A 22,574-nucleotide genomic window follows, 5' to 3' on the forward strand; every position below is an offset into this window, starting at 1 on the left:
TCAGTGTGCCGAACCCCGCTGGCCGCGGCGGCTGGGCATCACCGTCACGCCCTCGGGGACCGGCGGGAGGCCCACCGCGGTGCACAGCAGCTCGCCCCACGCCTCGACGTGCGGGGCCAGGTCGAGCGGGACTCCGGGGGCGGCCTTCGGGTCGGGTTGCGGCGACCACGAGGCCCGGATCTCGAGCTGGGCGGTGCCGCCCTCGTCGGACATGCCGCCGAAGCTCTCGGTCGCGACCCGGGTCACGGTGCCGGACGCGGCGGCGAACGTCGCGCCGTGCGCGTCGAGCGCCTCGGTCAGCCACGACCAGCCGACGGCGGCGAGCAGCGGGTCGGTGATCAGCTCGGGGTCGATCTCCGCGCGGGTGTAGGCCACCAGGCGGAACGTGCCCTCCCAGGCGTCGTTGCCCGCCGGGTCGTGCAGCAGGATGATCCGGCCGGTGCCGACGTCGATGTCGTCGACCGTCACGTCGGCCGACAGTGCCGAGGCGTACGGGGCGATCCGCTGCGGCGCCGGCATCTCCTCGCAGAAGACCTCGGGGCGCAGACGTGCCGCATGCATGCTGTTCACAGCCTCCCGGAACTCCGGGGGGACAGCGCCCGCACCCGTTCCCGGGTGCGTCTCCTGACGGACGACCATGTGTTCACAGTAGGTCGGTCGCCCGCTGTCGATGTGCGAACACGCCGACTGACCTGCGAGGATTCGCCGGGTGAGCAGCCGACCCGAACTCTCCGAGAGCGCGTTCCTCAAGGCCGCGCGCGGCGAGCCCGTGCCCCACACGCCGGTCTGGTACATGCGGCAGGCCGGTCGATCGCTGCCGGAGTACCTGCGCGTCCGCGAGGGCGTGGGGATGCTCGAGTCCTGCATGGACCCGAGCTCGTCGTCGAGATCACCATGCAGCCCGTGCGCCGGTACGGCGTCGACGCGGCCATCTTCTTCTCCGACATCGTGCTGCCGCTCAAGGCGGTCGGGGTCGACCTCGACATCAAGCCGGGCATCGGTCCCGTGGTGGCCGAGCCGTCCGCACGCTCGCCGACGTCGAGGCCATCCCCGACCTGACGCCCGAGCACGTTCCCTTCATCACCGAGGCGGTCCGCGGCCTTGTCGGGGAGCTCGGCGGCACCCCGCTCATCGGGTTCGCCGGTGCCCCGTTCACGGTCGCGTCGTACCTCGTCGAGGGCGGTCCCTCCAAGGAGCACGCGCGCACCAAGGCGATGATGTTCGGCGCCCCGGAGGTCTGGGACGCGCTGATGCGCAAGATCGCCGGCATCGCGGCCGCCTACCTCGAGGTGCAGGTGGCCGCCGGCGCCAGCGCCGTGCAGCTCTTCGACTCCTGGGCCGGTGCTCTCACCCCGGCGACTACCGCGCGCAGGTGATGCCGCACTCGGCGGCCGTGCTCGAGCGAGCGGGCGCGCTGGGCGTGCCGCGCATCCACTTCGGGTGGGCACCTCCAACCTGCTCTCCCTCATGGGCGAGGCCGGAGCCGACATCGTCGGTGTCGACTGGCGGATGCCGCTCGCCGACGCGATCCCGCTGGTCGGCGACCGCGCGGTGCAGGGCAACCTCGACCCGACGCTGGTGTTCGCACCCACGGACGTGATGACGGCGCGCGCCGCCGAGGTGATCGAGGCCGGTCGCGCCGCGCGCGGCCACATCTTCAACCTCGGCCACGGGGTCATCCCCTCGACCGACCCCGACCAGCTCAAGCGGCTGACGGAGTTCGTGCAGTCCTACCCGGTGGCCTAGGACTTCTTGGCGGCCTGTGCCCGTCGGGCCGGGGACTTCCTGGCCGTCTTCTTCGTGGCGCCCTTCGCGGGACCGCTGGGGCGGAGCCGGACCCGCACCGGCTCGCCCTGGGACTGCGCGACCTCCACGTAGTCCTGGGCGCGAGCGAGCTCCACGAGCTTGGGCCAGCCGTAGTTGCGCGAGTCGAAGGACGGGTTGTTCCGGCTGATGTGGCTGCCCACCGCGGACAGCGTCGTCCAGCCGTCGTCGTGGGAGGTGGAGTCGATCGCGGCCACCAGGATCCGGCGCAGGTCCGGCAGCGGGGCGGCCTCCTCGTCGGGCTCGTCGGGTTCGCCGGCGCTCTCCCGGCTGTCGAGGACCTCGAGGTAGATGAACCGGTCGCAGGCCGCCACGAGCGACTCGGGGGTACGCCGCCGGCCGAGCCCGATCACGGTCTGGCCCGACTCACGCAGCCGGGTCGCGAGCCGGGTGAAGTCGCTGTCGCTGGAGACGATCGCGAAGCCGTCGAGGTTGCCGGAGTAGAGCAGGTCCATCGCGTCGATGATCAGCGCCGAGTCGGTGGAGTTCTTGCCCTTCGTGTAGGAGAACTGCTGGATCGGCTGGACCGCGTGGCGGTGCAGCTCCTCCTTCCACGGGGCCAGCTGCTGGGTGGTCCAGTCGCCGTAGGCGCGCTTGACGGTCGGTACGCCGTACTTGGCCAGCTCCTCGAGCAGCGCGCTCAGGCTGGTGGCCGAGGTGTTGTCGGCGTCGATCAGGACCGCGAGTCGGCTGGAGGCTGGCACGCGGACAGCCTCGCACGGCCACCTCGCCGGGCGCACGGGTACGCGCAGGTCAGGCCGCCGGCGCCGGCGGGACGTGCCTGCGCCGTCGGACCACCCGCAGCAGGGGGAGGGCGATGAGTCCGAGCACCAGGAGCACCACCGCGAACGGCAGGACGGCGCCCATCACGGTGGCGAGCACCACGGCGACCGCCGTCAGCCCGTGCCAGCCGCCGGAGAGGCCGGCGAGGAAGCCGGTGCGGTCCTCGTGGTGCGCGGCCACGGGACGGTGCAGGTGGTCGACCTCGACGGTGATCGTGCTGCGCGACGTCTGGTCGGCCAGGTAGGCGGACCGCTGCTCGAGCGAGTCGAGTGCGGCCTGGCGCTGGGAGAGCTCGGACTCGATCAGCACGATGTCGCGCAGGTTCTCGGCCCTGCCGAGCAGGGTCTCGACGCGGTGGACACTGCGCCGCTGGGCCTGCAGCCGGGCGCGGGTGTCGATGACCTGGGTCGTCACGTCCTTGGTGTCGGCCTGGGCCCACGTGAGCTCCCCGACGCCGCGCAGCGCCTGCATGGCCCGGTCGAAGTGGCCGGAGGGGATCCGCAGCACCAGGTGTGCGCTCACGGCGTGGCCGGCGTCGTCGGACTCGGTGCGGTCGGAGGTCACCTCGCCGCCGTACCGCTGCGCGACGCGGCGTACGTCGCTGCGCGCGGCCGCGACGTCGGCCGCGCGCAGCGACACCTCGCCCTGGGAGATCTCCTTGCGGGGAGCCAGCGACTGGTCCGGCACGCCGGCCTGCTGGGCGACAGGGGCGGCCCTGCCTGCGGCCGGCGCGCCGGCGGCGACGCCCGCCCGGTCGCCGGAGACGGAGGAGGCGGTGTCGCTCGTGGAGCCGCCCGAGCCCGAGGAGCAGGCGCTCAGGGTGGCAGCCGGACCGACGACCAGGGCGAGGACGGCCAGGGTCGCGAGGGCGAGCCGTCGCGGCGGGAGGAGTCGGGAGGTCATGCGGGATGGGACGACGGCCCCCGCTCCGAGGTTCCCTGCCGGTAGTCCCGGGCGTGCGCGACCAGCGCCGCCTGCAGGTCCCGCACCGGGTGGGGGATGCGCTCGCCGCGGCGCTGCCGCAGGACCAGGGTGATGGCGGTGCGGTCCCCGGAGATCGGGCGGTGGGTGATCAGGCCGGCCCGCTCGAGCGGGTCGCCCACCACGCTGTAGTCGGGCAGCACCGTCACACCGAGGCCCTCCGCCACCATCACCTTGCCCAGCTCCGCACCGTCGGTCGTCCAGCTCACCGGAGGCATCTCGGTGCCGAACAGCCGGTGCGCGAAGCGGTGCATCAGGTAGCCCGCGCGCATCGCCACGAACGGCTCGGCACGCAGCCGCTCGATCGTCACCTGGTCCTGGGTCGCCAGGTCGTGGTCGGCGCGGCAGACCACGACCGGCCGGCCGTGGACGAGGGCCTGGCTGACCAGGTCGGGCGGTGCGTCGTCGCCCTCCAGCACGTTGACCAGGCCGAGGTCGAGGCTGCCGTCGAGCAGCGCCTGGTTGATCTCGGACTGCTGGGTGTTGATCACCTCGACCGTGGTGGTCGGGTGGGCCGTGCGGAAGTCGGTCAGCGCCGGCGCCAGCAGCGTCGACGTCGCGGTGCTGACGGTGCCCATCCGGATCACCCGCGTGTTGGTGGCCTGGTCGCCGGCGGCGGTGCGCAGCCGCGCCACGGCCTCGAGCACCTCGACCATGTTCTGCTGCAGCTCGCGGCCGCGCCGGCTGATCCGGGCGCCCGACCGGTGCCGGTCCAGGAGCGTCACGCCGAGCTCGCGCTCGAGCTTGCTCACCGCCTCGCTCAGGGCCGGCTGCGACAGGTGCAGGTGCTCGCTCGCGCGCCGCAGCGACCCGTGCTGGGTGACGGCGGCGACGTACTCGAGCTGCTCGATCCGCACGACGGTCTCCTTCCGCGGGGTGACAGGCAACGCCTGTCACCCCATCGACGACTCCGCCCGCGTGGCGGGGCGGTTCGGCTTGAACTGGATCTGAAAGTACAGCAACATGCTCGACATAAGCGATCTAAGGACTGGAGGGCACGACGTCATGAGCGCAGGAACCACCTGGTCGACCACGGAGCTCGAGACCGTCGGGTCCCGGGTCCCGGTGCTGACCGCCGCGCAGGCGGTGCGCATCGCCGGTCTCCTCGCCGACGCGCTGTCGGTCGAGGCGGCCCACCGCGACGCCCACCGGGTCCTGCCTGCCACCGAGCTGGAGTCACTGACGGCCTCGGGACTGCTGGCGATCACCGTGCCGGCCGAGCACGGCGGGGCGGACCTGCCGGCGGAGACGGTGGCCGAGGTCTTCCGGCTGATCGCCTCCGGCGACCCCAGCGTGGCGCAGATCCCGCACAGCCACTTCGTCTACGTCAACGCGCTGCGCCACCAGGGCACCACGGCCCAGCAGGAGTTCTTCTTCGGCGAGGTGCTCGCCGGCAAGCGGTTCGGCAACGCCCAGTCGGAGGTCGGCACCAGGCACGTCCGCGACATTCGTACGACGCTGACACCGTCCGGGGCGGGCTGGCTGCTCAACGGCACCAAGGGCTACAGCACGGGCGCGCTCTTCGCCGACTGGATCCCGGTGCTCGCCCACCTCGACACCGAGTCCGATCCGGGGCAGGGCCCGCTCCACGTGGCCTGGGTCGAGCGGACCGCGCCCGGGGTCACCGTCGTCGACGACTGGGACGGTCTCGGCCAGCGGACGACGGCCAGCGGCACGGTCGTCCTCCAGGACGTGGCCGTGCAGGCCGCGCGGATCACGCCCTACCACCTCACCTTCGAGGGACCGCAGACCTACGGGGCCTTCGCCCAGCTGCTGCACGCCGCGATCGACGCCGGCATCGCCCGCGCGGCGCTGGCGGAGGCGGCGGCCTTCGTCTCGACCAAGAGCCGTCCCTACCCGGACGCCGGGGTCGAGCGGGCGATCGACGACCCGCTCGTCGTGCACGCCTTCGGCGAGATGGAGCTCCAGGTCCGGGCGGCGGAGGCCCTGCTGGTCGAGGCCGGGCCGCGCCGTCGACGCCGCTGACGCGGACCTCACGGAGCAGAGCGCAGCGCTCGCCAGCCTCGCCGTCGCGGCCGCCCGCGCGTCCTCCACCCAGGCCTCGGTCGACGTCAGCAGCCGGCTCTTCGAGGTCGCCGGCACCCGTTCGGCGCTCGCCAGCCTCGACCTCGACCGGCACTGGCGCAACGCCCGCACCCACACCCTGCACGACCCTGCCGCGTGGAAGGTGCAGCACCTCGGCCGCTTCGCGGTCGACGGCACCCTGCCGCCCAACCACGGTCAGCTCTGAGGAAAGGATCCGCATGACCTCCCCCCTGAAGTTCCACTGGTTCCTGCCGACCAACGGCGGTGACGGCCGCCAGGTCGTCGGCGGCGGGCACGGCGTCGACGCCATCCCGTCCGGCCGTCCGGCCTCCGTGGCCTACCTCGGCCAGGTCGCCCGCGGCGCGGAGGACATGGGCTTCGACGCCGCGCTCACCCCGGCGGGCGCCTGGTGCGAGGACGCCTGGCTCTCCACCGCGATGCTCAGCCAGGTCTCGGAGCGGCTGAAGTTCCTGGTCGCCTTCCGGCCCGGGCTGGTCTCCCCGTTCCTGGCCGCCCAGATGGCCGGCACCTTCCAGAACCTCACCGGCGGCCGGCTCCTGCTCAACGTCGTGACCGGTGGCGAGAGCCACGAGCAGCGGATGTTCGGCGACTTCCTCGACAAGGAGGAGCGCTACCAGCGCTGCGACGAGTTCCTCACCATCGTGCGCGCCCTGTGGCGCGGCGAGACGGTCAGCTTCCAGGGCCGGCACCTGCAGGTGGAGAACGCCTCGCTGGGCCAGATCCCCGACCCGGTCCCCGAGCTCTACTTCGGGGGCTCGTCGCCGGCCGCCGGCGACGTGGCCGCGAAGCACGCCGACGTCTACCTCACCTGGGGCGAGCCCCCGGAGGCCGTCGCCGAGAAGGTGAAGTGGATCCGACGCCTCGCCGAGCAGCAGGGCCGCGAGATCAGGTTCGGCATCCGGATGCACACGATCACCCGGGACACCGCCGAGGAGGCGTGGGCCGAGGCCGACCGGCTCATCGCCGGCATCGACGACGAGACCATCGCCAAGGTCCAGGCCGGCCTGCGCCGCTCGGAGTCCGAGGGCCAGCGCCGGATGCTCGACCTCAACGGCGGGAGCAAGGGCAACCTCGAGATCCACCCCAACGTCTGGGCCGGGGTCGGCCTGGTCCGGGGCGGTGCCGGCACCGCGCTCGTGGGCAGCCACCAGGAGGTCGCGGACCGGATCGAGGAGTACCACTCCGTCGGCATCGACGAGTTCGTGCTCTCGGCGTACCCACACCTCGAGGGCGCCTACTGGTTCGGCGAGGGCGTGCTGCCGATCCTCGCGCAGCGCGGCCTGTGGGAGCACCCCCACCCCACGGCAGTCAGCGCCCAGGTGCCGTTCGCGGCCGAGGCCCGGAAGGTCGCCTCGTGACCGCCCGCGTCGCCGTCGTCGTCGGCAACCCCAAGCCGGCCTCACGCACCCTGACCGCCGCCCTGCACGTGGCCCGCGAGCTGGCGGGCACGGAGCCGGACCTGGTCGTCGACCTGGCCGACCTCGGGCCGGCGCTGCTCGACTGGCAGGACCCGACGGTCGCCGCGCTGGTCGCGGCGGTGGGGGAGGCCGACCTGGTCGTGGTGGCCTCGCCGACCTACAAGGCGACCTACACCGGGCTGCTCAAGCTCTTCCTCGACCGCTTCGCCACCGACGGGCTGCGCGGGCTCGCCGTGCCCCTGATGCTCGGTGCCGGGCCCGCGCACGCGCTGGCCCGGAGCTCACGCTGCGGCCCGTGCTCGCCGAGATCGGCGGCACCACGCTGCGCGGCCACTACGTGCTCGACAGCGCCCACGACGACCTCGCGGCGTACGCCGGCTGGCTCGCCGCTGTCCGCCCCGTCGTCGCCTCCGTGCTCAACGTCTCGACAGGAGTCCCCGCATGACCGTCACCGCGCTCACGACCAACCAGGATCTCGACCCGAAGCGTCTCCGTGAGGCGTTCGGGGTGTTCCCCAGCGGCGTGGTCGCCGTGGCCGCCGAGGTGGACGGGCAGCTGACCGGCCTCGCCGCGAGCTCCTTCACCTCCGTCAGCCTCGAGCCGGCGCTCGTCTCCTTCTCGGTCGCCAACACCTCGAAGACGTGGCCGACGCTGCGCACCTCGTCGCGGCTCGGCCTGACCGTTCTGGCCGACCACCACGACGGCGTGTGCCGACAGCTGGCCGGGCCCGTGGAGCAGCGGTTCGACGGGCTGGCGATCACGACCACCGACGACGGGGCCGTCACGCTCGACGACGGGCTCGCCCGCTTCGACTGCTCCATCCATCGGGAGGTCGTGGCCGGCGACCACACGGTCGTGCTGCTCCAGCTGCACGCCGTCGAGCACGCCGACACCTCGCTGCCCCTGGTCTTCCACCGCAGCGCCTTCGCCCGCATCGACGACGGACGCGTCGCCTGATGGCGGGGGTGGCCGACGGGCCTGCGACGCCGCCGAGCCCGCGCCGGGTGGCGCTGGCCTCGGCGGTCGGCGCGACCATCGAGTGGTACGACTTCTTCCTCTACGGCACGGCTGCAGGGCTGGTCTTCGACAAGCTCTACTTCAACGGGCTGGACGGTCCGGCCGCCCAGTTCGCGGCGTTCGCCACGTTCGCGGTCGGCTTCCTGGCCCGCCCGGTGGGCGGGCTGATCTTCGGCCACTTCGGCGACCGGGTCGGCCGCAAGCAGATGTTGCTGATGACGCTGGTGATCATGGGCGTGGGCACCGCCGCGATCGGCCTGCTGCCGACCTACGACCAGATCGGCCTGTGGGCCCCGGTCTCCCTCGTCGTCCTGCGCGTGCTGCAGGGGATCGGCGTCGGTGGCGAGTACGGCGGTGCCGTGCTGCTGGCGGTGGAGTACGCCCCGGCCTCCCGACGAGGCTTCCTCGGCAGCTTCGCCCACATCGGTGTCCCGGGCGGCCTGCTGCTCGCGTCCGCGGCGTTCTCGGTGGCCAGCCTGCTGCCGGACGCTGCGTTCCTGGCCTGGGGCTGGCGGGCCTGCTTCCTGCTCAGTGTCGTGCTGCTCGCCATCGGCGCCTACATCCGGCTCTCCGTGATGGAGACGCCGTCGTTCGCCCGGGTCCAGGAGCGGAAGCAGGTCTCCGCGATCCCGCTGCGAGACCTGGTCCGGCAGCAGCCGCGTGCGCTCCTGCTGGGCATGGGCACCCGGTTCATCGAGGGGTTCACCTTCAACTTCTTCTCGGTGTTCCTGCTCGCGTACGTCGTCACCGACCTCGGGCTGCCGAAATCCTGGGCGCTCAACGGGATCCTCGTCGGCGCAGCGCTCGGTGTTGTCCTCGTCCCCGTGGCGGGGGCGGTCTCCGACCGGGTCGGCCGCAAGCCGGTCTTCCGGGCCGGGGCCTGGGCCGGGCTGCTGCTGGCCTTCCCGGTGGCGGCGCTGGTGCAGAGCGGGGGTCGCGCGGCGATCTTCGTCGCGCTGGTCGCCGGGCTGGGCCTGGTCTACGGCACGGTCTACGGACCGCTGGCGGCCTTCTGGTCCGAGCTGTTCGAGACCCGCTTCCGCTACACGGCGCTGAGCTCGCTCTACCAGGTCTCCGGCGTCGTGGCCTCCGGGCTGACGCCACTGATCGCCGCGTGGTTGGTGACGATCGGTGGCGGGACGCTGTGGTGGGTCGCGGGCTACAACGTGGTGGTCGCCGGGATCAGCCTGACGTGCGCCCGCTTCCTCCCCGAGACCCGCGGCCGGGACCTCGACCGACTCGGCGCCGCGCCCACGGCGCGCCGCGAGAGCGAGTCGCTCGCCGCCTGATCTCCCGGCCCCGCCGTGCGCACCCTCGGCGTGGGCCGGGTCTCCACGGGCGTGTCTCTCGGGCTCCCGACTCCACGGCAAGGGACGGAGTCCGGGAGGCACGCCCTCGCGGTGCACTGACGCGAGCACCACCGTTCGGCCGGCGGGAGGGCCGTCGGCTCGGCGAACGCACCCCGGTCTCCCGCCCGACGGTTCGCGAACCCTCCGCGAACCGCACGATTCCTAGCCTCGCTCCACCGGCACGACCATCCGGCCGTGCCACGTAGGAGGAGCAAGGTCATGAAGTCGACACACAGCACCCTCATTGCGGCGGCCTTCCTGGTTGCCCTCGCCCTGGCCGCCACGGGTCCACCGGCGACCGCGATGTACGCGGCGTCGGACGGCGTCCGCACGGCCCCGGCGGGGCAGTCCACCACGCAGGACAGGGACCTCGAGTCCCTGCTGGCCGCGAGGCACCGGCAGATGGACGCCGCCTGGCGGGTCGGCCCGGTGACGGCCCCGGTGACGGCGCTGCGACGGACCGGCGTGTCCTGGGTGCTCTGACGTGCCCGTGAGGACTGAGTCGGAGAGGCACGCCCTACCCTGACCGGGTGAGTCAGTCGCGTCGCCGTGTGGTCGTGGTCGGAGGTGGCATCGCAGGGCTGACCGCCGCTCGGGACCTGGCCGCCGCGGGGGCCGACGTACTCCTCCTGGAGGCGTCGTCGCAGGTCGGCGGCAAGCTGCGACGCCACCCGGTGGCGGGGATCCTGGTCGACGTCGGGGCCGAGGCGATGCTCAACCGCCGCCCCGAGGGCGTCGACCTGGCCGTCGCGGCCGGGCTGGAGATCGAGCACCCGGCGGTGGTCTCCTCACGGATCTGGACGCGCGGCGCGCTGCGCCCGCTGCCCCGCTCGCTGATGGGGGTGCCGCTCGACCTCGACCAGCTGGCCGCCTCCGGGGTGCTGTCCGCGGAGGGACTGGAGCGCGCCCGGCGCGAGCCGGGGCTGCCGCCCGAGGTGATCGACGGCGACGTGTCGGTGGGCGACCTGGTGGCGCGCCGCTTCGGCGACGAGGTCACCGACATCCTGGTCGAGCCGTTGCTCGGTGGCGTGTACGCCGGCCGGGCGCGGGAGATCTCCGCGCGCGCAGCGGTGCCGCAGCTGGTCGCGTACGCCGAGCGCGGCTCGCTCCTCGAGCAGGGCGCCGCGATCCCGCCGAGCTACGACCTGCCGGTCTTCGCCGGCATCCCCGGCGGCATGGGCCGGCTCGCCGAGGCGCTCGGGTCGAGCGGTCCCGAGGTCCGGACGGGGGCCACCGTTCGCGTCCTGCGACGGGCCGCGGGCGGCTCGGGCTTCGAGCTCGTCGTGGGTCCCACCAACGCCGAGGAGCTGGTCGAGGCCGACGCCGTCGTGCTCGCGACCCCGGCCGCTCCCACCGCCCGGCTGCTCGCGGACGTCGCGCCCGCAGCCGCGGCCGAGCTCGCGGCGATCGAGTCCGCGTCGGTCGCGGTGGTGACGCTCGCCTTCCGGGCGGCCGACCTCGCCCAGGTCGTCCCCGGCGACAGCTCGGGATTCCTGGTGCCGCCGAGCGAGGGGCGCCGGATCAAGGCGTCGACCTTCTCCTTCGCCAAGTGGGACTGGGTCCGCTCCGCCGGGCGCGGGGCGCTCGACGGCGAGGACGTCGTCCACCTGCGCACGTCGTTGGGGCGGCACCGCGAGGAGATCGCCCTCCAGGCCACCGACGAGGAGCTGGTCGCCTCGTCGCTGGCCGACCTGGCCGCCGCTGTCGGACTGGCCGCACGTCCGGTCGACACGCACGTCCAGCGCTGGGGTGGCGGTTTGCCGCAGTACGCCCTGGGCCACCTCGACCGGGTCGCCGGATCCGCGCCGACGTCGCCCTGGTCCCCGGCCTCGCGGTCTGCGGGGCGTCGTACGACGGGGTCGGCATCCCGGCCGTCATCGCCTCCGCCCACCGCGCCGCCGAGGCCGTCGAGGCCGTCGCCGGGCCGGCCTGAACCGACCCCCGCGCCGATCGGCCGGGGACCCGGCGCGTTCCCGGCACGTTTGCCGCGTTGTCCCTGTCGGTCGGGACAACCGGCCCAGCACGGTGGGGTCATCGAGAAACCCTCGTTGAACCGACCCGATGGGAGAACCCCGATGACGACCCACGTCACCACTCACAACCCGGTCCGCTCGGACGTGCTCGACACCACGAGGCGTCCGGCCGCGGTCCGTCCCTCCGGCCGCACCTCGCGAGCCTGGGCGCTCGCCGGCATCGGCTCCGCTCTGCTGGGCGCCGCCACCATCGTCACGTCGTCGATGGTCGACACCGTCTACCTGGAGAAGTACCAGGGCACCACGACCGGCATCGCCGCCGACCTGCAGGACAAGGCGCCGGTGATGTTCGTCTTCCACTCCATCACGATGCTGGGCGCGGTCCTGATGGTCGTCTTCGCCGCCGGCCTCTTCCGCAGGCTGCGCACGGCGATGCCGGACAGCATCGCCCCGACCGTCGCCTTCGCCGGGCTGGCGGGCACCGCGGTCGTCTCCGTGCTCGGCGCCGGGCTCGACACCGAGTTCATGATGCCCTTCGGCCAGGGCGACGGCCTCGTGGACGACGCCAGCGCGGCCATGTACAACCACTGGATCGGCACCATCCCGTGGCTCTGGGTGCTCGCCGGCCTCGCCGGGCTGGCCCTGCACTCCGCGGCCCGCCAGGGTGCCGTGCCCCGCTGGATCGGACGGGTGGGCCTGGTCCTCGGCGGCCTCACCGTCCTGCTGGGCGTCTCGCCGCTGGAGTACATGTCGGGCGTGACCGGCGTGCTCTGGCTGCTGGCCACCGCCGTCGGGTTCACCCTGGGTGACCGTCGGTACCGCACCGCGACCCGCTGACCGGCAGCCCCCGGCAGCCATCGGCATGGTCGACACGACTCGGGCGACTCCGGCCGGTCCGGCCCCCTCGGGGTCGGGCCGGCCGCACAATGTTGCGGTGACCACACAGGGGACCCAGACCGGAGCACGCGGCTCCTGGACCGTGCTCGCCCTTCCCCTGCTCACGACCGCCTGCTTCGCCGCCACCGTCGCGCTGGACCTGGCGACGCCGGCCTCGGGTCCCGGCGTCGAGCTGGCTCCGGGCTACGGGTGGTCGTACGCGCTCCTCGGGCCGCTGCTGTGCGGCCTCGCCACCGTGATCCTCCTGCGCGACGTGCGCCAGGGCTGGGGCTGGGCGCTGGCCTGGCTCGGCGTCTTCTGGGCCACCGACGGACTCGCCCAGTCCTACGTCCGCTTCGGCATCCGCCCCGACCACGTCTGGCCGGGGGAGAACCTGGCGCTGTGGAACCTCAACCGGCTCGGCGCCTTCCTGCCGGTGACAGTGGCGGTCCTGCTGATGATCTTCCCGACCGGCCGGTTCCTCGAGGGTCGGTGGGGCCGCGCCTGCCAGCTGGGGCTGGCCCTGATGGTCATCGCGGTCGCGGGCGCGGTCCTCGCCCCGACCGGCTCGTCCGCGCCGGACGTGGCCCTCCCGCCCGGCGTCGACCTGGACGCGTTCACGTTGCCCGTCCCGCAGGGCCTCGCGGACCGCGCGACCCCCGTGGCCGTCGCGCTCTCGATCGGCGGTGTGCTGCTGTCCATGGCCTCCGTGGTCGTCCGCTACCGCCGGTCCCGCGGGCTGGAGCGCGAGCGGATGCGCTGGCTGCTCTGGTCGGTGGTCGCCATGGCGGTCGTGATCGCACTGGGCCTCCTCGTCGACGTCCCGGCGGTCAACGACGTGGTCGTGTTCGTGGTCGCCGTGCTCCCGCCGATCGCCATGACGATCGGCATCGTGGACCCGACCGTCGTCCCCGTCGAGGACCTCGTCGGCCGCACCGTCGTCTACGGCGTGCTGTCGCTGCTCCTCGTCCTGGTCGACCTCGTGGCCCTCGCCGCGCTCACCACCGCGCTCGGCGACAGCCTCGACCAGCGCCAGGTCGTCGTCACGGTCCTGCTGCTCACCGCGGTCCTGTACGGGCCGCTGCGCCAGCGGCTCTCGCTCGTGGTGCGGCGGTGGGTGCTGGGCGACCGCGCGGTGCCCTACGACGCCGTGGCCGGGCTGGCCTCCAGCCTCGAGACCGCCGACGAGGGGCCCGAGCAGCTCGCGGCGGTCGCCCGGGCGGTCGGGTCGGCGTTCGGGGTGGGCTTCGTCAGCGTCGAGGTCGACCGCACGGGCGGCGAGCGCGTGGTCGCGACGTACGGCGAGCGGCCGGCCGAGACCCGCACCCTGCCGATCACCTACCGGGACGCCGAGGTCGGGCGACTCGTCCTGCCGGCCCGGGGCCTGCGCAGCCGGCTCAGTGCCCGCGACGAGCGGCTGCTCGGCGACCTGGTCCGCCAGGCGGCCACCGCGGCCCGCGCCAGCCGGATGGCCGACGAGCTCCAGGAGAGCCGCGAGCGGCTCGTGGTCGCCCGCGAGGAGGAGCGCCGGCGGATCCGTCGCGACCTCCACGACGGGCTCGGACCCGCCCTGAGCGGCGTGGTGTTCCGCCTCGACTCGGCGCGCCTGCTGGTCGACCGCGACCCGGAGGCCGCCAAGGGACACCTCACGGCCACGCGCGAGCACGTGCAGGAGGTGGTGGCCGACGTCCGCCGGCTGGTCCACGACCTGCGCCCGCCCGCGCTGGACGACCTCGGCCTGGTCGGGGCGCTGCGGCAGCAGGCCGAGCAGCTGTCGGGACCCGGGCTCGCGGTGCACGTCGAGGCGGACGACCTCGGCACCCTGCCGGCCGCCGTCGAGGTGGCGGCGTACCGGATCGCGGCCGAGGCGCTCACCAACGTCGCCCGCCACGCCGGCGCGAGCAGCTGTGGGGTGCGGCTGGAGCACGACCGCCGGGGGCTCGTCGTGGAGGTCACCGACGACGGCCGGGGCATCGCCGCCGAGGCCCAGGCCGGGGTGGGCCTGCTGTCGCTGCGGGAGCGGGCCGCCGAGCTCGGCGGCGGGGTCGAGGTGACCTGTCCGCCGGGGGCGGCACGGTGGTGCGCGCCTGGCTGCCGACGAGGACGCCGGCCCCGGTGCCGGCAGGGGAGACGCCATGAGCGAGGACAGCATCCGCGTGGTCGTCGCGGACGACCACCAGATCGTCCGCGACGGGCTGGTCGCCCTGCTGGGCGCCCGGACGGGGTCGAGGTGGTCGGCACCGCTGCCGACGGTCGCGACGCCCTGCACGTGGTCGACGAGACCCGTCCCGACGTGGTGGTGATGGACATCCAGATGCCGCACCTCGACGGGATCGAGGCCACCCGGAGGATCGCCGCGCGGCAGCCCGGCGTACGCGTGGTGATGCTGACCATGAACGAGGACGACGACACCGTCCTCAGCGCGATCCGCGCGGGCGCCTCGGGCTACCTGCTCAAGGGGTCGGGTGCCGAGGAGGTGCTCAACGCGGTCCGGGCGGCGCACGCCGGCGGCATGGTCTTCGGCGCCACCCTCGCGGCCCGGGTGGCCGGCCTGTTCTCCGCGCGGCGGCGGGCGCCGGTGGCCTTTCCGGAGCTCACCGACCGCTCGAGCGCAGCGTGCTCGACTGCTGGCGCGGGCGCTGCTCCGCTCCAACGACGCGATCGCGCGGGAGATCCACGTGTCGGGCAAGACCGTGCGCAACACCGTCTCCTCGATCTACGCCAAGCTCCACGCCCCGACCGGGCGGCGGCGATCATCAAGGCACGGGAGGCGGGGCTCGGGCGTTCCTGAGGGCGCGTCACAATGGGGGCATGAGCACCAAGCCCACGACCAAGGCTTCCCGGGCCCGCGAGATCAACGACTCCATCCGTACACTATGTGGTCGGTCTTCCGGCTCGCCGACGTCCTCGGCGACGACGCCGACCGCACCGCGGAGGGCGCCGAGGTCGAGAAGCTCTTCGCTGAGCTCGCCGAGGCCGACGTGGTCGTCCGGGGCGTCTACGACGTCAGCGGCCTACGGGCCGACGCCGACGTCATGGTCTGGTGGCACGCCGCCACTCCGAGGCGCTCCAGGCGGCCTACCACCGCTTCCGTCGTACGGCGTTCGGGCGCCGCCTCGAGCCCGTCTGGTCGCAGATGGCGCTGCACCGGCCGGCGGAGTTCAACAAGAGCCACATCCCGGCGTTCATGGACGACGAGGAGCCCAAGGCGCACCTGTGCGTCTACCCGTTCGTGCGGTCCTACGAGTGGTACCTCCTCGAGGACGCCGAGCGCCGCCGGATGCTCGCCGAGCACGGCAAGATGGCGCGCGGCTACCCGACGTGCGCGCCAACACCGTGGCGTCGTTCGCGCTGGGTGACTACGAGTGGATCCTCGCCTTCGAGGCCGACGACCTCCACCGGATCGTCGACCTGATGCGCCACCTGCGCGCCTCGGACGCGCGCCGGCACGTGCGCGAGGAGGTGCCGTTCTACACCGGCTCCCGCGTGGCCGTCCCGGACCTGGTGGAGCGCTTGCCGTGACGTGCAGGACTCCCCGGCTGACCGGGGAGTCCGGTGCTTGTCGGCCGGTGCAACGGCCGACAACCACCAGATCTGGCCGACAACCTCCCGGGAACCGGCGGCAGTCCCCGTGCGTCCCACCGGCATGAAGCTCGCACCCGTCCTGGCCGCGCTGCTGCTGCTGGTGACCGCCTGCGGCACCGACGGCGGCGGCTCCGCCGAGGACCCCGCCCCGACCACCAGCCAGTCCCCGACGTCGAGCCCGGCCACGGGAAGGATCCCGGCGGCGCCGGGTGAGGTGACCACGCGCAACCTGGCCACGGTCATGGACACCGGGCGCCCCGAGCTGTGCCTCGGCCCGGTCGCGGAGTCCTACCCGCCGCAGTGCCACGGCATCCCGCTGGAGGGGTGGGACTGGTCCGCGAGGCACGGGACCTACGACACCTCGGGCGATGTCCGCTGGGGTCAGTACGCCGTCACGGGCACCTTCGACGGCACCACGATGACCGTGACCGGCGCGATCCCCGCGGCCGCCTACGACCCGGCGACCACCGACGGGCTCCGACCGGGCGACGCCGGCTCCGGGGCCGTCGACCTGCGGCAGGTCCGCCAGAAGCTCGCGGCCGACCGCTGCCCGGCACGCTCAGCGTCTCCCCGACCCCGGAAGGCGTGCTGGTCCAGGTGGTCCACGACGACGGCTCCCTGCAGGAGCGCGTGGACGCGGGGTACGGCGCCGGGGTGGTCAAGGTCATCTCGATGCTGGTCCCGGTCAACCGCTGAGTCGTGTGGCCCGGGGTGCGCCCGGCTGCACCCTGGGCCGCACGACCGGTCAGGTGAGGGGATGGTTGGCGCGGAACAGGCCGTCCGGGTCGACGCCGTCGCGGATCGCGCAGAGCCGGGCCACGCGTCGGCGTCGTAGCCGCTGCTGGCGTCGACCGGCTCCTCGGTGAAGTTGAGCACCCGGCTCGCGAGCGACCAGCGGCCGAGGGCCGAGACGACCCGGTCGGCGTCGATGATGCCCGCGGTGGCGGCCTCCGGTGTCGGCGCCACGGCGACGCAGAACAGCGCGTAGGACCCGGGCAGGTGGTCCAGCGCCCGCCGTCAGGGGCCGGCCGGCCCAGCGCTCCACCCAGGTGGCGCAGCTCGGCGAAGAGCAGCGAGCTGGCGGTGCCCGGACCGACCTCGGCGAGGAGGGCGGCTACCGCGTCGTCGTCGAGGTCGCCGAGCACGGCGTGGCCGGAGACCGCAGGAGTGGGGCCGGGCGGGTCCATGTGCATCTCCGGCAGTCGCGCTGCCGAAATCGGCCGAAGGTGTCCATCTCGGGGGCCAGGGCACGCAACGGTGCGAGCAGCTCGGCGGCGCGGCCGTCGTCCTCGAGGAGCGCGCCGTCGACCACCACGAGCCGGCGGCCGCTGAGGAACGGCGGCAGCTCGGGCATCGGCGGGAAGCTCATCACGCGCATCGAGCTGGTCACCGACTCCGGCAGGTCGCGGGTCCACGCCGTCCAGGCGGGGACGACCTCGGGCGCGCGTTCCCGGTCCCACAACAGCATGCCGGCACAGACGTCGGCGATCGGCAGCAGGCGCAGCTCGAGGGCGGTCACGACACCGAAGTTGCCGCCACCGCCGCGCAGCGCCCAGAACAGCTCGGGCTCGTCCTCCGCGGTGGCCCGTACGAGGCTGCCGTCGGCGGCGACGAGCTCGACCGCGACCAGGCTGTTGGTGGCCAGGCCGTGCCGGCGGGCGTACCACGACAGGCCGCCGCCGAGTGCGTACCCGGCCACGGCGACGTCGGGGGAGCTGCCGTGCATGGCGGCCAGCCCGTGCTCGGCGGCCGCCGCGACCACGTCGCACCAGAGCGTCCCACCCAGCACGCGGGCGGTCCGTGCCTCCTCATCGATGGTCACGCCGGTCAGCTCCGAGAGCCGGACCAGGACGACGTCGCGGAGACCCTGCTCGGCCAGCGGCGCCGCGTTGTGGCCGGTGCTCTGCGGCGCGACGCGCAGCCCGGCGGCGGCCGCGGCCCGGACGACCTCGGCGACCTCGGCGCGTCGTGCGGGATCGCCACGGCGGCCGGTCGCTGGTCGACGGCGACGTTCCACGGCACCCGCACCGCGTCGTACGCCGGGTCCCCGGGCAGGTGGACCCGCCCACCGCAGAGACCGCGCAGGGCCTCGGCGGGGGAGTCGGCGGAGCTGTCGAGCACGGACTCGAGGGTCATCGGTTCTCCTTCGCTGTGGTGAGGGGGTGATCGTCCGCCGGTAGGCGGGGCCAGAGGGTGGTGACGGGGACGGGACGCCACGTGGTCTCGACCGGTCCGCCGGCCCAGGGCGGGTCGACGCGGCGGAGGTGGTCGGTGGCGAGGAAGGCGTGCTGGAGCCGGGCGTCCATGGCGTCGAAGGGGGGCACCTGCGACTCGTGGGCCCGGATCGCGTGCCAGCGGCGGTCGAGCAGGGACGCGACGTCGACCACCGTGGTGATCTCCTCGTCGTGCGTCCCGAGGGGCAGGCCGGTCAGCTCGGTCATCAGCGACCCGGGCAGGCAGTGCAGGTAGGTGCGCAACGGGCGGTGGTCGACCCGGTCGAGCGCGGCGAGGGTGGCGTCGCGGATCGCGGCATGGTCGCGGTGGCCGTCCCCTCCGTCGAGGGTCACCACGACGTCTGGGCGCACCTCGTCGACGAGGGCCGCGACCTGGTCCTGCAACCGGGCCGGGCGGACGGCCACCAGCGCACCGGCGGCCGGCGGCCCGGTCGTGCCCGAGTCCAGGTGGCCGAGCAGCACCACCCGGCCGACGCCGAGCACCCGGCAGGCCGCCCGCAGCTCCGCCTCGCGGGCCGCGGGCAGCTGCTCGGGCCGCAGTCCGCTGGCCGGAGCCGGCTCACCGAGCTCGCCACGGGTGGCGCACACGACCACGCTGCGCCACCCGTGCGCGGTGGCGTGCGCCAGCACCGAGCCGCAGCCGAAGGCCTCGTCGTCGGGGTGGGCGACGACCACCATCAGGGTGGGGCTGCCGGGGTCGGGGTCGGCGACCGCGTCGATGGCGACGAGCATCCCGGCGTCGGGCAGCCGGTCGACCCGCTCGACGCCGACGAGCGGGTCGGCACCGATGGCCTCGAGCCTCTCGACGACACGGTCCAGCCACGTCCTCGACCGGCACCGGCCCCGTCGCACGAACCGTGATCCGGACCAGGTCGGCGGGCGCCAGGCCGGCCTCGGCCAGTGCCTGCTCGAGCCGCACCACGGCGAGGCCCAGCTGGGCGGTGAGGTCGCCGCAGTGGAGCACCCGGCCGTACTCGTCGTAGGGGCCGTGGCCCGTCAGCGGGACCGGCGGGAGGACGTTCTCGTCATGACGAGAACGCTGCCGTTCCGCGCCCCGGGCCAGCATCCCCGATGCGGGGGAGTTCGGCCGGGCCGGGAAGGGCGCGGAGGGATCAGCCCGGGCCGTCGGGCTGTTTCAGCTCCTGGTCAGTCGCCGGCGGTGTCGGCCGGGCTGTCGACCCGGCTGTCGACGGGCTCGAGGGTCAGGCTGATCGAGTTGATGCAGTAGCGGTCGCCGGTGGGCGTGCCGTAGCCGTCGGGGAAGACGTGGCCGAGGTGCGACCCGCAGTTCGCGCAGCGGACCTCGACCCGCTTCATGCCGTGCGAGCTGTCCTCGAGGTACTCGATCGTGTCGGTGATCGGCTGGTAGAACGACGGCCACCCGCAGCCGGAGTGGAACTTGGTGTCGGACTCGAAGAGCTTGGCCTGGCATGCCTTGCAGCGGTAGACGCCCGTGGTCTCGGTGTCGGTGTACTCACCCCGGAACGCCGGCTCGGTGCCGGCCTTGCGCAGCACGGCGTACTCCTCGGGCGAGAGCTCCTCGCGCCACTGCTCGTCGGTCTTCTCCACCTGGTAACCCATGCATACAAAAGTAGGCGTAGGGGCAAGAAGTGTGAGGTAGGCCACCGTGACTCCACGGCTGCGGAGACGGTTGACGTACTCAGAGAACAACTGTTCACTGAATTGCTCGAGATCCACACCGATCCAGCCCGCACCGAGGGGGATGCATGGCATCAGGCAGCACAGTCTCGTGGGACCGGGTCCGCGAGGCCGGGTCCAAGCTCACGACACCGCTCCACCCCGACGACTACCTCCGGCTGCTCAACCCGCTGTGGAGCGCTCGTGAGCTGCGCGGCCGGGTCGAGGAGGTCATCCCCGAGACCGAGGACGCCGCCACGCTGGTGATCCGGCCGGGCTGGGGCTGGCGCTACGACCACCGCCCCGGGCAGTACGTCGGCATCGGGGTCCAGGTGGACGGCAGGTTCCAGTGGCGCTCGTACTCCGTCAGCTCCCCGCCGCTTCGGAAGGGCCGGACCATCTCGATCACGGTCCGGGCGATGCCCGAGGGGCTGCTCTCGGCCCACCTGGTCAAGGGCCTGGCGCCGGGCACCATCGTGCGGCTGGCGCTGCCCGAGGGAGACTTCGTGCTCCCCGATCCGCCGCCGAAGGCGATGCTCTTCCTGGTCGGCGGCAGCGGCATCACCCCGGTGATGGCCATGCTGCGCACGCTCGACCGCCGCGGCACGATGCCGGACGTCGTCCTGCACTACTCCTCGCCGACCGCGGACCGGATGATCTTCCGCGACGAGCTCTCGGCGCTGGAGGAGCGCCACGACGGGTTGAGCATCCACCGCCTGCACACCGACGTCGACGGCATGCTCGACCTCGCCGACCTCGACACGATCGCCCCGGACTGGCGGGAGCGGGAGACCTGGGCCTGCGGTCCCGGCCCGATGCTCGACGCCATCGCCGAGCACTTCGAGCGGGCCGGGCTCGAGGAGCGCCTGCACCTCGAGCGGTTCTCGCTCGAGCTCGGCGGTGACGGGGGCGAGGGCGGCACCATCACGTTCCAGAACTCCGGCAAGAAGACCGACGTCGACGGAGCCACCACGATCCTCGAGGCCGGCGAGCAGGCCGGGGTGGGCATGCCCTACGGCTGCCGGATGGGGATCTGCCACACCTGCACGCTCACGCTGGTCTCCGGCACGGTGCGCGACCTGCGCAACGGCGACGAGTTCGGCCAGCCCAACGAACAAGTGCAGACGTGCGTCACCGCCGCTGTCGGTGACTGCACGCTCGACATCTGATCTCACCTCAACCAACGGAGGAACCCATGGCCATCTCGGACGTCAAGGAGTACACCCACCTCACCGTGGAGGAGGTGGAGCAGATCGGGCGCGAGCTCGACGCGATCCGCGCCGACATCGAGGAGTCCCGAGGCGCCGCGGACGCGGCGTACATCAACCGGATCATCAAGGTGCAGCGCGGACTCGCGGCGGCCGGGCGCGTGGCGCTGATGGCCGGCACCCAGTCGAAGCGCACGCGCAAGACCGCGTGGGTCGCCGGGGCGTCCCTCCTCGGCCTGGCCAAGATCCTCGAGAACATGGAGATCGGCCACAACGTCATGCACGGCCAGTGGGACTGGATGAACGACCCGGAGATCCACTCCAGCAACTGGGAGTGGGACACCGCCCAGCCGGCCGAGCAGTGGAAGCACTCCCACAACTACATCCACCACCAGTTCACCAACGTGCTCGGCCACGACAACGACATCGGCTACGGCATCCTGCGGATGGCGCGCGAGCAGAAGTGGCACCCGGCCAACCTCGGCCAGCCGGTCTACAACGCGATGCTCGCCTCGCTCTTCCAGTGGGGTGTGGCCCTGCACGACCTCGACCTCGAGCGGATCCGCAAGGGGGAGAAGGACCCGAAGGAGATGAAGCGGCAGCTGCGCCAGATCGCGCGCAAGGGCCGCAACCAGATCCTCAAGGACTACGTCGTCTACCCGGCCCTGTCGGGCAAGCAGTGGAAGACGACCCTGACGGCCAACATGACGGCGAACCTCGCCCGCAACCTGTGGTCCTACATGATCATCTTCTGCGGGCACTTCCCCGACGGTGCGCTGCACTTCACCGAGGAGGAGCTCGAGGACGAGACCCGCGCGGAGTGGTACCTGCGCCAGATGCTCGGCTCTGCGAACTTCGAGGGCGGCCGGACGCTGCACATCGTCAGCGGCAGCCTGGGCTACCAGATCGAGCACCACCTGTTCCCGGACCTGCCGAGCAACAGGTACCCCGAGATCGCGGTCAAGGTGCGGGCGCTGTGCGACAAGTACGACATCCCCTACACGACCGGACCGCTCCACCGTCAGTACGGCCAGGCGCTGCGCACGATCATGAAGCTCTCCGTGCCCAACAGCTGGACCAGCAGCGACCAGCCGGAGCCGCCGTCCCCCCAGGGCGACCACAAGCGCAAGTCGGACGCCGAGCGGCCGCCCCGGCGTACCGAGCTCGGCGGCTGGTCCCGCAACGGGGCGGAGGCGCGCGGATGATCGCGACCGTGCCCTTCGCCTGGGGTGACTCGCTCGAGGGCGAGCTCGGCCGACCCGTCGGCAAGCGGGTCACCCAGTGCGCGCTCAGCCGGATCTGCGGAGTGTGCGGGGAGACGCTCGGGCGACCGATCGCGTTCCTCGGGACCCAGCGGGAGGTCGGCCGCAACGCCTTCCACAACCCGCCGATGCACGTCGCGTGCGCCCACACGCTGCTGGGCCGGGTGGGGGGGACGGAGATCGTCCTGACCGCCGGGTTCGAGTTCGTCCGGCCGGCTCGGGACGACGAGGACCGGCGGCCGACGTTCCAGCCGAACTCCCTGCTGGCCTGAGGGGCCGGCCTGAGGGGCCGGCCTGAGGGTCGTGTGCCTGACGACGCGCCAGGGTGCGTTCTCAGGCACACGACCGCGTGGCGGGCA

The 22,574-nt window shown here is 73.2% G+C and carries 19 protein-coding genes and 3 pseudogenes; 15 read left to right on the forward strand and 7 right to left on the reverse strand.

All coding sequences use genetic code 11. The features are described from left to right. Positions 1–639 carry a DUF3000 domain-containing protein gene (locus tag H0S67_RS04835; RefSeq protein ID WP_180935662.1) on the reverse strand — a complete coding sequence of 213 codons (639 nt, stop codon included), beginning with the start codon at positions 637–639 and terminating at the stop codon, positions 1–3. A 70-nt stretch (positions 640–709) separates the two neighbouring features. Here H0S67_RS04835 and hemE point away from each other — a divergent pair. Next, positions 710–1,746 (forward strand): annotated as a pseudogene (hemE, locus tag H0S67_RS27230) (uroporphyrinogen decarboxylase). Here hemE and H0S67_RS04845 read toward each other — a convergent pair. From H0S67_RS04845 to H0S67_RS04855, 3 genes are read right to left on the reverse strand one after another with little or no spacing between them, the layout of a single operon-like run. Further along, positions 1,743–2,528 (reverse strand): NYN domain-containing protein, encoded by a 786-nt coding sequence (locus H0S67_RS04845; protein ID WP_246355132.1) that lies wholly within the window; start codon positions 2,526–2,528, stop codon positions 1,743–1,745. The pseudogene hemE and the gene H0S67_RS04845 sit on opposite strands and share 4 nt — an antisense overlap. 49 nt (positions 2,529–2,577) lie before the next feature. Then, positions 2,578–3,510: a DUF4349 domain-containing protein gene (locus tag H0S67_RS04850; protein WP_180935664.1), complete on the reverse strand. Its 933-nt coding sequence runs from the start codon at positions 3,508–3,510 to the stop codon at positions 2,578–2,580. Next, a complete protein-coding gene (locus tag H0S67_RS04855; protein ID WP_180935665.1) occupies positions 3,507–4,445 on the reverse strand; it encodes a LysR family transcriptional regulator in 939 nt (312 codons plus the stop codon). Before H0S67_RS04855 ends, H0S67_RS04850 begins: the two co-directional genes overlap by 4 nt. A 148-nt stretch (positions 4,446–4,593) precedes the next feature. Between H0S67_RS04855 and H0S67_RS04860 the strand changes: the two genes are divergently transcribed. From H0S67_RS04860 to H0S67_RS24515, 11 genes and pseudogenes are all read left to right on the forward strand, one after another. Beyond that, complete coding sequence (locus tag H0S67_RS04860) at positions 4,594–5,574, forward strand: acyl-CoA dehydrogenase family protein (protein ID WP_219635476.1); 981 nt, start codon at positions 4,594–4,596, stop codon at positions 5,572–5,574. Between the two features lie 58 nt (positions 5,575–5,632). Next, positions 5,633–5,839 (forward strand): annotated as a pseudogene (locus H0S67_RS27810) (SfnB family sulfur acquisition oxidoreductase); the annotation flags it as partial. A 13-nt stretch (positions 5,840–5,852) separates the two neighbouring features. Beyond that, the gene (locus H0S67_RS04865; protein WP_180935666.1) at positions 5,853–7,013 is read left to right on the forward strand and encodes an LLM class flavin-dependent oxidoreductase; all 1,161 of its coding nucleotides are present in this window, start codon (positions 5,853–5,855) and stop codon (positions 7,011–7,013) included. Further along, on the forward strand, positions 7,010–7,570 hold the full coding sequence (locus tag H0S67_RS04870) for an NADPH-dependent FMN reductase (RefSeq protein WP_219635477.1): 561 nt from the start codon (positions 7,010–7,012) through the stop codon (positions 7,568–7,570). The genes H0S67_RS04865 and H0S67_RS04870 overlap by 4 nt, the downstream gene beginning before the upstream one ends. Continuing rightward, positions 7,515–8,030: a flavin reductase family protein gene (locus tag H0S67_RS04875; RefSeq protein WP_180935667.1), complete on the forward strand. Its 516-nt coding sequence runs from the start codon at positions 7,515–7,517 to the stop codon at positions 8,028–8,030. The genes H0S67_RS04870 and H0S67_RS04875 overlap by 56 nt, the downstream gene beginning before the upstream one ends. Continuing rightward, positions 8,030–9,379: an MFS transporter gene (locus H0S67_RS04880; protein ID WP_180935668.1), complete on the forward strand. Its 1,350-nt coding sequence runs from the start codon at positions 8,030–8,032 to the stop codon at positions 9,377–9,379. The genes H0S67_RS04875 and H0S67_RS04880 overlap by 1 nt, the downstream gene beginning before the upstream one ends. Before the next feature lie 279 nt (positions 9,380–9,658). Further along, positions 9,659–9,922, forward strand: a complete 264-nt coding sequence (locus H0S67_RS04885) for a hypothetical protein (protein WP_180935669.1) — start codon at positions 9,659–9,661, stop codon at positions 9,920–9,922. Positions 9,923–9,969: 47 nt separating this feature from the next. Then, positions 9,970–12,249, forward strand: a complete 2,280-nt coding sequence (hemG, locus tag H0S67_RS27235) for a protoporphyrinogen oxidase (RefSeq protein WP_246355133.1) — start codon at positions 9,970–9,972, stop codon at positions 12,247–12,249. A gap of 97 nt (positions 12,250–12,346) precedes the next feature. Continuing rightward, the gene (locus H0S67_RS24510; RefSeq protein WP_180935671.1) at positions 12,347–15,079 is read left to right on the forward strand and encodes an ATP-binding response regulator; all 2,733 of its coding nucleotides are present in this window, start codon (positions 12,347–12,349) and stop codon (positions 15,077–15,079) included. A gap of 20 nt (positions 15,080–15,099) precedes the next feature. After that, a pseudogene (gene hemQ, locus H0S67_RS04905) lies at positions 15,100–15,810 on the forward strand (hydrogen peroxide-dependent heme synthase). A gap of 124 nt (positions 15,811–15,934) precedes the next feature. After that, positions 15,935–16,708, forward strand: a complete 774-nt coding sequence (locus H0S67_RS24515; protein ID WP_246355134.1) for a hypothetical protein — start codon at positions 15,935–15,937, stop codon at positions 16,706–16,708. A gap of 279 nt (positions 16,709–16,987) precedes the next feature. On the opposite strand, the gene H0S67_RS24520 is transcribed toward H0S67_RS24515, so the two are convergent. From H0S67_RS24520 to msrB, 3 genes are all read right to left on the reverse strand, one after another. Continuing rightward, positions 16,988–17,890, reverse strand: coding sequence for an FAD-binding oxidoreductase (locus tag H0S67_RS24520; protein WP_246355135.1), 903 nt, complete (start codon positions 17,888–17,890; stop codon positions 16,988–16,990). A 115-nt stretch (positions 17,891–18,005) separates the two neighbouring features. Beyond that, positions 18,006–18,959: a PIG-L deacetylase family protein gene (locus H0S67_RS04915; RefSeq protein WP_180935672.1), complete on the reverse strand. Its 954-nt coding sequence runs from the start codon at positions 18,957–18,959 to the stop codon at positions 18,006–18,008. Between the two features lie 294 nt (positions 18,960–19,253). Continuing rightward, positions 19,254–19,688 carry a peptide-methionine (R)-S-oxide reductase MsrB gene (msrB, locus tag H0S67_RS04920; protein ID WP_180935673.1) on the reverse strand — a complete coding sequence of 145 codons (435 nt, stop codon included), beginning with the start codon at positions 19,686–19,688 and terminating at the stop codon, positions 19,254–19,256. Positions 19,689–19,834: 146 nt separating this feature from the next. Here msrB and H0S67_RS04925 point away from each other — a divergent pair, with 146 nt between their 5' ends. The 3 genes from H0S67_RS04925 to H0S67_RS04935 are packed head-to-tail and all read left to right on the forward strand — an operon-like array spanning position 19,835 to position 22,487. Then, entirely contained in the window at positions 19,835–20,914 is a 1,080-nt protein-coding gene (locus tag H0S67_RS04925; RefSeq protein WP_180935674.1) for a ferredoxin reductase, read from the forward strand. Positions 20,915–20,940: 26 nt separating this feature from the next. Then, positions 20,941–22,158, forward strand: coding sequence for a fatty acid desaturase family protein (locus H0S67_RS04930; protein WP_180935675.1), 1,218 nt, complete (start codon positions 20,941–20,943; stop codon positions 22,156–22,158). Then, positions 22,155–22,487 carry a hypothetical protein gene (locus tag H0S67_RS04935; protein ID WP_180935676.1) on the forward strand — a complete coding sequence of 111 codons (333 nt, stop codon included), beginning with the start codon at positions 22,155–22,157 and terminating at the stop codon, positions 22,485–22,487. Before H0S67_RS04930 ends, H0S67_RS04935 begins: the two co-directional genes overlap by 4 nt. The last annotated feature ends 87 nt before the right edge of the window (positions 22,488–22,574 follow it).

Source organism: Nocardioides ungokensis (assembly GCF_013466985.1).
Lineage (GTDB): Bacteria > Actinomycetota > Actinomycetes > Propionibacteriales > Nocardioidaceae > Nocardioides > Nocardioides ungokensis.